This window comes from Flavobacterium lacus, assembly GCF_003268815.1.
GTDB classification, from domain to species: Bacteria; Bacteroidota; Bacteroidia; order Flavobacteriales; family Flavobacteriaceae; genus Flavobacterium; species Flavobacterium lacus.
Genome location: NZ_QLSV01000014.1, coordinates 36,589 through 51,661, shown reverse-complemented (window position 1 = coordinate 51,661; position 15,073 = coordinate 36,589). Strand labels below are relative to the sequence as shown.

At 34.9% G+C, this 15,073-nt stretch carries 13 protein-coding genes; 8 read left to right on the top strand and 5 right to left on the bottom strand.

The features are described from left to right. Positions 1-111: 111 nt before the first annotated feature. Genes B0I10_RS12950 through B0I10_RS12940 form a run of 3 tightly spaced genes read left to right on the top strand, consistent with a single transcriptional unit; the run spans position 112 to position 2,864 of the window. Positions 112-1,206 carry a Nif3-like dinuclear metal center hexameric protein gene (locus tag B0I10_RS12950; RefSeq protein WP_112086935.1) on the top strand — a complete coding sequence of 365 codons (1,095 nt, stop codon included), beginning with the start codon at positions 112-114 and terminating at the stop codon, positions 1,204-1,206. A gap of 3 nt (positions 1,207-1,209) precedes the next feature. Then, complete coding sequence (locus tag B0I10_RS12945; RefSeq protein WP_112086934.1) at positions 1,210-1,989, top strand: zinc ribbon domain-containing protein; 780 nt, start codon at positions 1,210-1,212, stop codon at positions 1,987-1,989. Between the two features lie 29 nt (positions 1,990-2,018). Then, positions 2,019-2,864 (top strand): alpha/beta fold hydrolase, encoded by an 846-nt coding sequence (locus tag B0I10_RS12940; protein ID WP_112086933.1) that lies wholly within the window; start codon positions 2,019-2,021, stop codon positions 2,862-2,864. On the opposite strand, the gene B0I10_RS12935 is transcribed toward B0I10_RS12940, so the two are convergent. Then, a complete protein-coding gene (locus tag B0I10_RS12935; protein WP_112086932.1) occupies positions 2,854-4,521 on the bottom strand; it encodes a S8 family peptidase in 1,668 nt (555 codons plus the stop codon). The genes B0I10_RS12940 and B0I10_RS12935 overlap by 11 nt on opposite strands. 111 nt (positions 4,522-4,632) lie before the next feature. On the opposite strand from B0I10_RS12935, the gene rluF reads away from it, so the two are divergent. Next, positions 4,633-5,412 (top strand): 23S rRNA pseudouridine(2604) synthase RluF, encoded by a 780-nt coding sequence (gene rluF / locus B0I10_RS12930; RefSeq protein ID WP_112086931.1) that lies wholly within the window; start codon positions 4,633-4,635, stop codon positions 5,410-5,412. 340 nt (positions 5,413-5,752) lie between these two features. On the opposite strand, the gene B0I10_RS12920 is transcribed toward rluF, so the two are convergent. The 4 genes from B0I10_RS12920 to B0I10_RS12900 form a co-directional block, all read right to left on the bottom strand. After that, on the bottom strand, positions 5,753-5,986 hold the full coding sequence (locus B0I10_RS12920) for a hypothetical protein (protein WP_112086930.1): 234 nt from the start codon (positions 5,984-5,986) through the stop codon (positions 5,753-5,755). A gap of 70 nt (positions 5,987-6,056) precedes the next feature. Beyond that, positions 6,057-6,944: a bifunctional 5,10-methylenetetrahydrofolate dehydrogenase/5,10-methenyltetrahydrofolate cyclohydrolase gene (locus tag B0I10_RS12915; protein WP_112086929.1), complete on the bottom strand. Its 888-nt coding sequence runs from the start codon at positions 6,942-6,944 to the stop codon at positions 6,057-6,059. 73 nt (positions 6,945-7,017) lie between these two features. Further along, positions 7,018-8,358 carry a signal recognition particle protein gene (gene ffh / locus B0I10_RS12910; RefSeq protein ID WP_112086928.1) on the bottom strand — a complete coding sequence of 447 codons (1,341 nt, stop codon included), beginning with the start codon at positions 8,356-8,358 and terminating at the stop codon, positions 7,018-7,020. A gap of 560 nt (positions 8,359-8,918) precedes the next feature. Beyond that, positions 8,919-10,487: a hypothetical protein gene (locus B0I10_RS12900; RefSeq protein WP_112086926.1), complete on the bottom strand. Its 1,569-nt coding sequence runs from the start codon at positions 10,485-10,487 to the stop codon at positions 8,919-8,921. 432 nt (positions 10,488-10,919) lie between these two features. Here B0I10_RS12900 and B0I10_RS12895 point away from each other — a divergent pair, with 432 nt between their 5' ends. From B0I10_RS12895 to B0I10_RS12880, 4 genes are all read left to right on the top strand, one after another. Further along, entirely contained in the window at positions 10,920-11,327 is a 408-nt protein-coding gene (locus B0I10_RS12895; RefSeq protein WP_112086925.1) for a helix-turn-helix domain-containing protein, read from the top strand. A gap of 351 nt (positions 11,328-11,678) precedes the next feature. After that, positions 11,679-12,740, top strand: a complete 1,062-nt coding sequence (locus B0I10_RS12890; RefSeq protein WP_112086924.1) for an ABC-three component system protein — start codon at positions 11,679-11,681, stop codon at positions 12,738-12,740. Further along, complete coding sequence (locus tag B0I10_RS12885; RefSeq protein WP_112086923.1) at positions 12,730-13,200, top strand: ABC-three component system middle component 2; 471 nt, start codon at positions 12,730-12,732, stop codon at positions 13,198-13,200. Before B0I10_RS12890 ends, B0I10_RS12885 begins: the two co-directional genes overlap by 11 nt. Then, positions 13,197-15,041, top strand: coding sequence for an ATP-binding protein (locus B0I10_RS12880; RefSeq protein WP_112086922.1), 1,845 nt, complete (start codon positions 13,197-13,199; stop codon positions 15,039-15,041). Before B0I10_RS12885 ends, B0I10_RS12880 begins: the two co-directional genes overlap by 4 nt. Positions 15,042-15,073 lie beyond the last annotated feature (32 nt).

The following is a 15,073-nucleotide window of genomic DNA, read 5'->3' as shown; positions in this document are numbered from 1 at the left end:
TACTTACGCTACGTTAGAATCGAATTAAACGCATTGTACGAACAAAAAACAGCTCTAAAACACATTCATAATCAAAAACCTTCCCTAAATTTGTTATCTAAAAAATTTTCAATGAAACTTCAATCCATTCTCCCCATTTTAGAAGAATTAGCTCCTTTGGAGTATGCCGAAGATTTTGATAATGTTGGCTTACTTTTAGGAAATGCCGAACAGGAAATTAGTGGTATATTAGTTTGCCACGATGCCTTGGAAAATGTGGTTGACGAAGCTATTGAAAAAAACTGCAATTTAATTGTCTGCTTCCATCCAATTTTATTTTCAGGCTTAAAGAAAATTACCGGAAAAACGTATGTGGAAAGAGCGGTGTTAAAAGCCATCAAAAATGATATTGCCATTTATGCCGTGCACACTGCTTTGGATAATCATCAAAATGGCGTAAACAAAATTATTTGCAATCAATTGAAACTTGTGAATACTAAAATTTTGGTTCCGAAGGAAAAATTTATTCGTAAATTAATTACCTATACCATTCCTGAAAATCATCAAGAATTGCGAAATGCGTTATTTGAAGCCGGTGCCGGAAACATTGGTAATTATGAAGATTGCAGTTTTAATTCTAAAGGAATTGGAACCTATATGGGCAACGAAAACAGCAACCCCGAAATTGGTCAACGTTTTGAATTTGTGGAAAACGATGAAATTAAAATCGAAGTCACTTTTGAAAAACATTTGGAATCAAAAATTTTGAAAGCTTTATTTAAAAATCACGTCTATGAAGAAGTGGCTTATGAAATTTATGAATTGCAAAACCAGCATCAAAATATCGGTTTAGGAATGATTGGTGAATTGGAAAATGAGATGAATGAAAGTGATTTTTTACAATTTGTAAAAGATAAAATGCAGTGTGAAAGCATCAGACACAGTGTCTTTTTAAATAAAAAGATAAAAAAAGTTGCTGTTTTAGGAGGTTCCGGCAGTTTTGCAATCGGATATGCTAAACGATTGGGTGCCAATGCTTTTTTGACCGCAGATTTAAAATACCATCAATTTTATGAAGCTGAAAATCAGTTGCTTTTGGCTGATATTGGTCATTATGAAAGCGAACGTTACACAAAAAATTATATTGTTGATTTTCTTATCAAAAAATTTCCTAATTTTGCAATCATTTTATCAGAACAAAATACAAATCCAGTTAAGTACTTTTAGATTATGACAAACGTAAAAGAAATGAGTGTAGAAGAGAAGTTAAGAGCACTCTATGACTTGCAGTTAATCGACTCAAGAATTGATGAAATCAGAAACGTAAGAGGCGAATTGCCACTTGAAGTACAAGATTTAGAAGATGAAGTAGCAGGTTTAAAAGCACGCAACGAAAAATTAAAAGCCGATTTAGAGCAAATTGATGATCAAATCAAAGGAAAGAAAAATGCAATAGAGGCTCACAAAGAGGGAATTAAAAAATATACTGAACAACAAAAAAATGTTCGCAACAATAGAGAATTTAACTCTTTAACCAAGGAAATCGAATTTCAAGAATTAGAAATTCAATTAAGTGAGAAGCACATCAAAGAAATGAAAGCTTCTATTGAATATAAAAAACAACAAGTTGCTGAATCTCAGGAAAAATTAAATGCAAAACAATCGCATTTGGAACATAAAAAAGCTGAATTAGGCGATATTATGTCGGAAACACAAAAAGAAGAAGAGTTTTTAACGAAACTTTCTGCTGAATATGCTGCAAAAATTGAAGATCGTTTATTAGCTGCTTATCACCGTATTCGAAATAGCGTACGTAATGGTTTAGCAGTAGTTTCTATCGAAAGAGGAGCATCTGCAGGGTCGTTCTTTACTATTCCGCCACAAACTCAGGTTGAAATTGCTGCCCGCAAAAAAATCTTAACCGATGAGCACAGTGGAAGAATTTTGGTTGACAATGTTTTATCAACCGAAGAAAGAGAAAAAATGGAAAGCATATTTGCTAGCATCTAAATAACAAACCCCGCAATCGGGGTTTTTTTATGAATAGAATTTTTAATACATTTTTGATTAAAACGATTGGTTGCTACATCAATGTGTTAAGCTATATTTTTCCTAAAATGGCAACAAAATTAGCATATAAGTTTTTTAGCGAACCCCGTGCTGGAAAACTTAAGCCAGAATTCATGCCGGAAATTTTAGAAAAGGCAACCATTGAAACTGTTTCGCTAAAAAACTACAACTTCCCGATTTACAAATGGGATGGAAATGAAACTAAAATTTTATTGATACACGGGTGGGAAAGTAACGCATCACGGTGGGAACCAATGTTTCCCTACCTTCAAAAATCAGGTTGCACGATTTTGGCCATTGATGGCCCAGCCCACGGATTATCCTCCGGTGATGAATTTAATGTTCCCTATTACGCTGAATTTATTAATACCGTTTTCCAAAAGTATGAACCACAAATTTTAATTGGTCATTCCATTGGTGGTTCAGCTTGTTTGTATTTTCAGCATCATTTTTCTTCAATATCATTGGAGAAAATGATTCTATTAGGAGCTCCCTCCGATTTAGAAATTTTGTTAAATAACTATGCTCAATTATTGGGTTTAAATACTAAAGTAGTTCAATTACTCAACACCTATTTTTTTGAACGCTTTAATATAAAAACCGACGAGTTTTTGGGAGAAAAATTGGCTTCTTCTTTGGTTATTGAAGGAATAATTTCGCATGACATTGATGATGATGTCGTTTTGTTTTTAGAAAGCAAAAAAATTGCTTCGGGCTGGAAAAAAGCCACTTTTATTGAAACAAAAGGCTTGGGTCACAGCATGCATGACAAGACGTTGTATGAAGACATTGAAAAGTATTTATTTACTTCTTAATAATTTTCTTGGTAGCGGATTGATTACCATCTGACACTTTTACAAAATACATTCCGCTTGATAAATTTGAAACATCTACTTGCTTTTCATTTGGCATCATCGATTGGAAAACAGATTGCCCTAAAGCATTAAAAATCTCAACAGCAGCCATCTCAGACAAATCTTGTTGCGTTAAAAACTTTAGTTGATTTTGTACCGGATTAGGAAAAACCGTAAATTCAGTTTCATTCACACTATCCAAACCTAAAAGATAATCATCATAAACCCGTTGCAAAGCAGTTTGCATATTTGGAAAAGGACCAACATTTCCCGTTACTGGATTACCTTGTGGTATTCCGGTTTCTTTTAAAATTGTGCGCAATTGCGTACCGGTTAAGTAATTACCAGTTAAACTATGGTGATACGATTGCAATACTATGGCACAAGCTGCAACCATTGGCGTTGCCGCACTTGTTCCTGAAAAATTAGTATATCCTTGATTTATGTCATTATTAATCATAATAGCAGTGCCATATCCGCACGTAAAAACATTGCGTGCCCAACCTTGTAAATCCACTCTAGAACCATATGTACTTCCCCACCAATTGATTTGATTAAATCGAAAATGATTTAGGTCTGGAGTACCGGCACCAACAATAATTGCCCCACTATTACCTCGACTCATATAATCGGCATAAATAGCTTCGTCCAAATTTTGATTTCCATTCCCGGCTGCAGCTACAACCACGATTCCGGCGTCAGAAGCTGCTTTTGTTAAATCCCAAATAACACTATTAGATTCAGCTGGAGCACCTACTCCATCTTGCATTTCATAAATGATTATGTCTCCTACAGTTGAATTTTGAATGGATTGGTTCACGGCATAAATTCTATCATAACCAATTTCTTGCCATTCTGGATAAAGTACCATTTCAGTTGCATCATGTGCCAAACCAGTTATACCATAACCGTCATTACCAGCAATAATAATTCCAAAAACTGCTGTACCATGCTCAGTATAAGTTGCTGTGGCGTCCGAAGAAATAGTCATACCCGAAGCAATAAAAGCATTTACTTCATTCAAATCTTCGTGGTTAGAATTAAATCCATACTCCACATCTCTCACCCGAATTCCTGCACCTTTTAAACCCATCTCCCAAGCATAGGACATGTTTAAACCGGGATTGGGTCCAACATAAGTTTGATTAACAAAAAAATCAGGCGTCGTGGGTGGAATATCAAAAGGTGGTTTTATAGGTTCTAACGAAATTAAACTTGCATATTCAACCGATTCAAATTGCTCAAATTGAGTAGCCAAGAAAAATAGTCTGTCATTAGTTGGATTATCGACTATTACCTTAAAAATGTTTTTCAACTTTGCAATTGATACCGCATTTCCGTTTAATAGAATGGCATTTCGTTCTAATTCATTCCATTTTTCATCTGAAAATGAAATGGATTTTATAAAATCAAGTTGAAATATGGCAGTGATTCCCTCCAACTCAGAAAACTGATTTAAAATTGCATCTTTATTATTTAAAACTAAATCTGATTTAAATGATAAATGCAATTCGTGTTTATTGCTTTCTGAATTTAGATGAAACTGATTTTTTCTAGTTTGACCATTCGTCAAAATTGAAAAAAGAATACTGAATAAAATTAGTAACTTTTTTATCATAAACCTAACTTGTTTATAGTGAGCAATTTTTGTGCAATTTAATAAATTTCTGTCAAATTGAAAAAAAAATCAATTTTTATGAAATCCATAAAATAAAATTACTTTTGTATTATGGAAGATACAGGAAAACGCATCAATAAATTTTTATCAGAGTCTGGCTATTGTTCGCGACGTGAGGCCGACAGGTTAATCACAGAAGGTCGTGTAACAATTAACGGAACTGTTCCGGAAATGGGCACAAAAGTTTTTGAAACCGATGAAATTCGTGTCGATGGTAAATTGATTCGTGAAAACAGAGGTAAACCCATTTATTTAGCGTTCAATAAACCTGCCGGAATTGAATGTACAACCAACCAAAGTGTACGCAATAATATTGTAGATTACATCAACTATCCGGAGCGAATTTTTCCGATTGGCCGATTAGACAAAGCCAGTGAGGGATTGATTTTTATGACGAATGATGGCGATATCGTGAATAAAATTCTTCGAGCCAGAAACAACCACGAAAAAGAATATATTGTTACGGTGGATCGACCGATCACCGATCGTTTTATTGAAAAAATGAGCAATGGTGTTCCGATTTTAGATACAATTACGAGAAAATGTAAAGTGGAACAAATCAGCAAATACATTTTCAAAATAGTCTTAACACAAGGTTTAAACCGTCAAATTCGTAGAATGTGTGAGTATTTAGGGTATGAAGTAACGGCACTAAAACGCATCCGAATTATCAATATTTCGTTGGATATTCAAGTGGGGAGATACCGCGATTTAACCCCAGCTGAAATCAAAGAATTAAATCAATTGATTGAACCATCGAGTAAAACGGAAGAGGCGAGTTTGCCGAAAGTGGAGGTTAGAAGACCGATTGTGATTAGAAAAAAACAATAAAAGAATTCAATTGTAATTCTATCCTGATTTTATTTTGTTCGTTTTAGTTTCGGTGGATTTTGACGAGTATCAAAAACGTCTGAAATTTTTATAAATCCATTTGTATCGTCAACAGAATAAATCAGTTTATAGTTTTTAAAAACAAAATAGCGATAATGAATTGCTCTATCTTTTAACAATTCTTCTTCTTGTCCAATTAAAGGAGTCTTTATTAACTTTTTGGATTCGTTAATAATTCCAATTATAATTTTTTTAGCAACTCTTGCACTTACTTCCTTTTCGTACTATGCATAGATTTCGTCAAGTTGAGTTTCGGCAAATTCAGACCAAATAATTTTCATTATTCGTATTTAGCTAAAAGTTCAGCACTACTTTTAAATCTATTGTTTTGAAAATCCGATTCCAATTGGTCAATTCGATTATTCAACTCGTCTTGAGTCATTGGTTCAACCAGTCGATTTTCTGACATTTTCTTCTCATTCCTTAATATTTTTTCAAGACGAGAAATAGCTTCTTCACTTTGAAGTTTTAAAAATTCCTGCACAAATTCTATTTTTCGAGCTTCTAAATTCATTTTATAAAATTTACAGCTAAGATAATCATTTAAACTAAAAAACCCAAGCTCATCACTTGGGTTTTCATATCTATCTCATCTTCAATCGTTTCTGCTCTCTTGCCAATAAAGTGTTTTTCAACAACATCGCAATCGTCATGGGTCCTACTCCACCCGGAACCGGAGTAATAAAGGATGCTTTTTTACTTACATTTTCAAAATCTACATCACCGGTAATTCGGTAACCTTTTTCGGTCGAATCGTCGGAAACGCGGGTGATACCTACGTCAATAACCACCGCATCATCTTTCACCATTTCTGCTTTCAGGTAATTGGGTACACCTAAAGCAGTGATGATAATATCGGCTTGCGTAGTAATTTGTGAGATATTTTTGGTATAACTATGTGTTAATGTCACGGTGGAATTTCCCGGGAAACCTTTTCTTCCCATCAAAATACTCATTGGTCTTCCTACAATGTGACTTCGACCGATTACGACGGTATGTTTCCCTTGGGTTTCAACGCCGTAACGTTCTAAAAGTTCTAAAATACCAAACGGTGTAGCCGGAATAAAAGTAGTCATATCCAACGCCATTTTTCCGAAGTTTTCCGGGTGAAATCCATCTACATCTTTGTTGGGGTCAATCGCCATCAATACTTCTTGGGTATCAATTTGTTTCGGTAAAGGCAACTGCACAATAAATCCGTCAATGTTATCGTCTGCGTTTAGTTCTTTAATTTTTTTGAGTAATTCTGTTTCCGAAGTAGTATTGGGCATTTTAATCAGTGTACTTTCAAATCCTACTCGTTCACAGGCTTTTACTTTGCTTCCCACGTAGGTTAAACTCGCTCCATCATTCCCGACAATAATGGCTGCTAAGTGTGGTACTTTTTCGCCATTGTCTTTCATTTTCTGCACTTCGGCAGCAATTTCGTTTTTGATGTCTTCGGAGACTTTTTTACCATCTAAAATTTCCATAGTTAACTTTTTTAGTTGCGTTGCGTTGTTTCAAAAAAATAAGACGCGAATTACCGCGTCTTATACTATTTATTTAAGGTTTCATTCCTTTCATTCCACCCATCATACGGGCGAGGTTTTTTCCACCGCCGCCTTGCATCATCTTCATCATTTTGCTCATTTGGTCAAACTGTTTCATCAATTGATTCACTTGTTCCACTTTGGTTCCTGAACCTTTGGCGATTCTTATTTTTCTTTTTCCGTCAATGACGGCAGGTTTTGTTCGTTCTAATGGCGTCATCGAATGAATGATGGCTTCAATGTGTTTGAATGCATCATCTTCAATTTCCACATCTTTCAATGCTTTTCCGGCACCGGGAATCATACCCACCAAATCTTTCATGTTACCCATTTTTTTGATTTGTTGAATTTGTGTCAGGAAATCGTCAAAACCGAATTCGTTTTTGGCAATCTTCTTCTGTAATTTGCGGGCTTCTTCCTCATCGTATTGTTCTTGTGCTCTTTCTACCAACGACACAACGTCTCCCATTCCCAAAATCCTGTCGGCCATACGGGAAGGATAGAAGACGTCAATGGCTTCCATTTTCTCGCCAGTACCGATGAACTTAATTGGTTTATTCACCACCGATTTAATCGTAATGGCAGCTCCACCGCGGGTATCACCGTCTAATTTAGTTAGAATTACACCGTCAAAATTCAATCTATCATTAAAGGCTTTGGCAGTATTCACCGCATCTTGACCCGTCATTGCATCGACCACAAACAAGGTTTCTTGTGGTTGAATGGCTTTGTGCACGTTCGCAATTTCGTTCATCATTTGCTCATCGATGGCCAAACGACCGGCTGTATCGACAATTACGACATTAAATCCGTTTGATTTAGCATATTTAATCGCATTTTGAGCAATGTCAACTGCATTTTTATTTTCAGGTTCAGAATATACTTCCACACCAATTTGATCACCCACCACATGCAACTGATTGATAGCAGCAGGACGATAAATATCACACGCTACCAAAAGCGGTTTCTTTCCTTTTTTAGTTTTTAGAAAATTAGCAAGCTTCCCGGAAAAAGTGGTTTTACCCGAACCTTGCAAACCTGACATTAAGATGACTGATGGATTTCCGGAAAGGTTGATTCCCACTTCTTCGCCACCCATTAATTCGGTTAACTCGTCTTTCACCAATTTCACCATTAACTGACCAGGCTGTAACGAAGTTAATACGTTTTGACCCATTGCTTTTTCCTTAACGGAAGTAGTAAAGTCTTTGGCAATTTTAAAGTTCACGTCGGCATCCAACAACGCACGACGGACTTCTTTTAGGGTATCGGCAACGTTTACTTCGGTAATTTTACCGTGACCTTTTAATATATGGAGGGCTTTCTCGAGTTTATCGCTTAAATTACTGAACATAATTAGGATTTTCTTTTAATGAAGTGCAAATTTAAGAATTTGAATTTTAAGTTTGGTACTAGTTATGAAGAATAATTTAAAAGTGAAAATAAATACGTTATGCTTTGTATAATCTACTTCATTTACGAGGCTATTGATAATCATTAGAATAGGATTGGATGGAATTCTTCTGTCACATTTGGTGCTTTATCCATACACTATCTATGCTTTATCTATGCTTTATCTATGCTTTATCTATATGGTTGTCTCTTGTTTGACTGACTCGTCTGGATTTAGTTCTACAAATTAATAAATAAATCCTTTTATAGTTATACAACTATACTTTTTAATGCTACACTTACCGGATAATTTTTTTGGGTGTAGAAACTTTGTATTCAACCGCGAAGAACGCAAAGGAGGTCGCAGAAGGCACTAAGACGCTTTGCTTGGTTTTTTTTGGACCACGGATTGTGCGGATACGACGGATTTATGCGGATTTTGAATTTAACCTCACCCCCGGCCCCTCTCTAAAGGAGAGGTGGGATTGGACGTTGAGGGTTTGGGGCTGGTTTGGCGATGGCTTATTCTTGGTTTAGCTGGTTGATGAGTTCTGTGGTGAGGGTGTCGAGGAGGGTTAGGTCGTTGGGGGTTACTTTTTGGTTTCTTTTGTAGATGTTGTTGTGGTGGTTGATGAAGTTGATTAGGTTAACGGTTAATTTGGTGTGTAGAAAGCGGAGTTGTATTGTTTGTTCGCTGGCGAGTTCTGCGAGTCGCCATAGGATTGCAATTGGGAGTTGATTGGGGTAATACGACAGCTTGGCATAGATTAACACTTGGCAACTTCGGGCAATCAAACTGCTGTATAAGAAGCCTAGGCCTTCATGGGCTAGTGTGGCATCGGCGGTGCGGAGTAGCTTTATGGTTTCCTGTAAGGCTAGACAACCACTGCGGTAAAAAGCTAAATCGGGTGAGCAAAACGTGTACGGAACTTGCCAATGAATAGTGGGTAAATTCGGTTCTCTATCGTAGATAAGTAACTCGACCTGCATTACTTTTTGAAAAAAAAGTTGGTTTTCGAACAAGCGTTTTTGAATCCAAGACCGGCTATGGACAATTGGTACTACCTCTACCGTATCTTTTGTAATTTGCTTAATGCCCTCGTGCCAATTGGCTAACTGTTGACTAGCAATGCCCTCTCCTATCACCAGCCAGTAGCGGATTTCCTTTTTTTCTTCGTTTGTACCCGGCAGTAGCCGCTTTTCGTATTCATAGATTGCTTCTACTTGTTGGTGTTTTGTGACTAAATGCAATGCTTTCGGACAGTCGTATTGCTTTGCGGTAGTGGCTTGCAGCGGTCTTCGCTCCCGTTTCGCCGCTGCTTTCAATTGCTTAAAAAGCTCCTCTGCAAAAGCATGGAACACTGCTGCGTTGGCGGTAATCGACGGTAAATAATCGATATCCAAACTAGAAAGATCATCTTGTTCCGCTTCTACGGCCGTTGCCAACGCCTCCAGTAAAAAATAGGTTTTGGCGGAGGTTTTTACAAATGCTTTTTGAAAAGCCGGGATGAATACACACAAGCGATGCAATCGGGAATGCAAATCGTCACCGTTATATACCGTGCCGAACAGCAACCATTCAAAATACAAAAAGTACTGATTATACAAGGTGGTGTAGACCGAAAAAACAGTTACATACCCCTCGGTGTTTTTGGCGGTGTTGATTTGTGTAGTAAGCAAATCAATTTCGCGATTAAAATGTTTCTTTAGTTGCTTTGACCGCTTTTTGGATTCTGCAAACGGAGGCAAAGCCAACGCACGATCTTCTGCGATATACATTGCCTTTTCGGCTGTGCAATGGTACTCTACAAACAAGGTACCGTTTTTTGTGTGTGCGGCCACGTCGCCTTTACCCAGGATAAGAAATGTTACCTCGTGGTTTTGGAATGCATTCCGGACCCATTTTTGTTTTCGCCATTCCGTTGCGTTGCTTTCGTTGTTTAGCAATACCACTACACATGGGTGTGTACTTCCGATGATTCTGCTTAGAAACAAAGCCGCCACAGCTCGTTGAGTGGTTAGGTACTGCAGTTGCTCCATGACCGGTTGCGGTAGTGAAGTTTTTTTTGATGTGATTGGTTTTGTGTTCATGGGTTGTGATTTTTTGGCTAAGTTATGGAGGGTAAGTACGGTAGGGAACTATGTAGGGTTGTATTGTACTATTTGGGGTTGGTAACGCACGGGTTGGGGCTTTGTTTCTCGCAAAGTCGCGGAGACGCAAAGTTTTTGAAACGCAAAAAGGACGCTTTGCTTTGAATGGGACACGGACCTGCCTGCCGGCAGGCAGGTTTGACAGATGGAAAAGGTTTTCGCGGATTCTGATAGCTTTGCTATATTTGGATTGAAAGGGATTCGTTTTGAAGAACATTTTCTTTTGAAGTAGTTTTTTGCTAAAAATTAGGAAGCCCTATTCTTAAAAAAAACCAAGTAGATTGGTCATTTACCAGCCTACTTTTGTTTTTTACCACTCATTTTTTCGTTTTTGGCCATGCATGATTGCAAACAATTTTATATATTTGGCTTATGAATACAACAGCCAAACCCAAACACATCGGGCGGAATATTAGCCGCATTCGTGAACTTAGAGGTATGAAGCAAGAAGCTTTGGCCTTTGCTATTGGTGTGAGCCAACAGACGATTTCGAATATTGAGAATAGTGAAAGTATTGAGGATGATAAGTTGCTAGAAATTGCGAAAGCGTTGGATGTAAACACCGAAGTATTAAAGAACTTTTCAGAAGAAGCGGTTTTTAATATTATTGGTAATACTGTTCACAATCATGATAATGGGGCTTTATTTAATTATCAACCGACATTTAATCCAATAGAGAAATTAATAGAAGTCTTTGAAGAAAACAAAGAACTTTATAAAGCATTGCTTCAAGCAGAAAAAGATAAAGTTACTTATTTAGAAAAGTTACTGAATAAATAATTTCCAATTATTTACAGATGCCCATTAATGCCTTTCTTTATGGAAGGCATTTTTTTATGGATATAAAAAATAATTAACTTTTTTGTGCGACTAATTGCTTTTTGTATATCTTAGTGATTCCAAAAACGAATTTGCCGAGTGGCAAGGATACTCCTATTTATTTTTTTAGTGATTTACGGAAATCCATAAGATGGTTTGGTGGGGATGGATTAGGTTTGGGGTTAAAAATAAAAATAAAGAAATATAATAAAAAATAATAAACTTTCGCTTTTGCATTCAAATTGAGGCTTATAACCGAATGTTTTTATCGCTCAGCGATATTTTAGCCGAAATTTTAAAGAAATTCAACTTATGACAACATTTATATCATCACATACTGTAAATTTTGGAAAGAGAATTTTACCGATTAAAATGGTTGAAATATTTTCAGCTGAAGATTGGGAAACTTTTATTGAAGAATGGCTAGATTTAAAGAAAAAAAACTATGTTGAAATCGAAAGATTGGGTGGAGCTGGTGATAAAGGCAGAGATGTTATAGCTTACATCAATAATAAAACGTTGAAAAATTATCAGTGGGAATGCTTTCAGTGTAAACACTATGATAAATCATTACAGCCGACTCAAGTATATAGTGAGTTTGCTAAAATATTATATTATACGTTTAATAAAGAATTTCCCATTCCAAAAAAATATTTTTTTGTAGCTCCAAAAGGCTGTGGTACAACTTTGTCGAAATACTTACAAGAACCTGAAACTTTAAAAAATAAAATCATTGATAATTGGGATAGTTATTGCAAAAATACGATAACAAATATTCCAGTTGTACTTGACAAAGACTTTTTGGATTATATCAATAAATTCGACTTTTCAATCTTTTCAAAAATTCATGTGAAAGATATAATTGAAGAACATCGTTCTCATCCCAATCATTTGACATGGTTTGGTGGCGGATTACCAGAACGACCAAAATTAAACGAAGGCGATATTCCAGCTAGCGTTCAAGCAAGTGAAACAATCTACATTAAACAATTATTATTAGCATATTCTTCTGAAAGCAAAATTAACTTTAGCAATCCCGAAGAAATACCATCAGATGCTAACTATTTAAATCATTTCAAAAGGAGTCGAATTAATTTTCATTATGCTGAACAGTTAAGAAATTTTTCACGTGATAGTCTGCCACCAGAAACATTTAATGATTTTCAAAATGAAATATATGCAGGAATTATTGACACAGTTGAAGAAAATCATGAAAATGGATATCTTAAGGTTAAAAAAGTTGAAGAAGAAGCCAAAAGACTTCAAATCACTGCTAACCCTTTAAAAGATGTAAGTATTGTAAATGACCGCTCAGGAATATGTCATCAGCTAGTAAATAATGAACGAATAAAATGGATAGATGATGAAAAATAACGCATTTAATAATAGTGTAGATTCAGGATTAAGAATACTATGTATTCTTAATGAATTTTATCCAACAGGTTTTGATTTGCAGACTTTAATATATTTAGATTACATTGCTATACATTCAGAAGATTTTGGATCTGAACTGTTAAGTTTACATCCAAACGTCCCATATAGAACAGGCGAAATTTTTGTCCGTAGAACTTCAATAAAACAAGGATTAGATTTGTATCACGCTAAAGGTTTAATTCAAATTTCTTATCAATCTGATGGATTAATCTATTTGGCTTCTGAAAACTCCAACCATTTTATTGAAACTTTGCAAGAGGAATATACTGTTGAACTATTAAAACGTACAAATTGGTTATCGAAATATCTAAGTGGAATCGATAAAAACACATTAAAAAATATAATTGAAAGTCAAACAGAAAAAATTAATCACGAGTTTAAAATAGGCCTATTAAGATGAGCAATTCAAGTTTTATTTTCTCAGAACTTCGCCTTACAGGTGAAGGTATCAATAATGCTTCAATACAATTTAACTCGGGACTAAACATTATAACAGGTCCAACCAATACTGGGAAAAGTTATATATTTCAGTGTATAAATTATATGCTTGGCTCAACTGAACGTCCAAAAAATATAACTCAAGCTAAAAGATACAAACATATTTTTTTAGAAATACAAGATTATCAAAATCAATATTACACTTTAAAAAGTGATTTAGTAGGTGGAAATTTTCAATTATACAATTGCAAAATTGACAAAATTACACCCGATATTCAATCTAGATTTTTAGACCGAAAACATAGTTCACTCAACCAAGACAATATATCAGCTTTTTTATTATCATTAAATAATATTCAAGAAAAACAAATACGGCTTAATGCACAAGGTAAAAAACGAAATCTTTCTTATAGAGATGTGAAAAGGTTTTTGATGGTAAACGAGGAAAGAATAATTACTCAACAATCACCCATTGTAAGTCATTTTACAAATCGTACAGAAGAATTAAACACTCTTAAATTTTTAATTACAGGCAAAGATGATAGTCAGATTGAAATGTTATTGACAGCTAATGAAATTACTCATAGAAAAGGAAAAATAGAGTTGTTAAGTGAATTGATTAGAGATTCAGAAAATACCTATCAAGATAAAACAAGTTTAGATGAAATCAATATATCATTAAAAAGTCTTAAAGAGACTAGCGATAGTATTAGTGAAAAATTTACAAAATTAAAAAATGAATACCTTGAAATCGAAAATGTTCATTCAGACAAATTATTTTACATACAAGAATTACAAGGTTCATTTTCTATATTAGATGAATTATTGAAACGGTCGCATATTCTAGAACAGCAATATAGAATTGATACTGAACGATTAAAAGCAACGATTGAAGCAAGTGTATTGTTAGGAAATAATTCTACTCAAATTTCTAAATGCCCGTTATGTGAAAATGAAGTCAAACATGAATGTAACGAACAAGAGATTCTAGAGATTATCAAATCATGTGAAGCGGAAATTATAAAAATTGAAAAATTACAAAAAGAACTTAATCAATCAAGTAAACTTATTAGAGAAGAAATCGAAGAAATTGAAATAAAAATTTTAAAAGCTGAATTAGAAATCGAGAAAATCAAGTCTAATCTAAATAATGGCATAGGTAAAGAAATACAAGATATTATTGAAATTCTTAGAGAGATTAGCGATAGAAGAAGTTATCTACTTGGTTTAAAAGACAATACTGAAAAAGTACTAAATTATAAAAATCAAAAATCATTAATAGAACAATCGATTCCTAAAAAGAAAGATAAAATAGATTTCGAAAAATTTACAACTTCTACCGCTACATCTCTCTGTAAAAACATAAAAAACGTTTTGAACCAAATAAATTATCATTGTAAATCCGTAGAATATAGTGAGTTTACTGAAGATTTTGTATTCGATGGCGAAGAAAGAGGTTTATCTGGGAAAGGTTACAGAGCAATTACATTTGCTGCTTTTATACTTGGTTTACAAGAACATATCAAGTCAAAGGATTATGGAATGGGAGTGCCTGTCTTAGATTCCCCGTTTGTAACTTACAGAAAACCAAAAGCCGGCGATGAAGCAATTTCGGTAGACTTGGCAATGGATTTTTACAGATATGCAGCCAAATCAGTTTCAACTCAATTTATAATAATTGAAAACGAAGAACCTCCATTGGATATAGAAAACGAAGTAAATCACATAATATTTACTGGTGTTGTGGGGTCTGGAAGATATGGATTTATACCAGACAACCTAAGCTCCATGAAAAATTCTTAGAACACCTCGCAATACCAGGCTTCTCGAAGTCT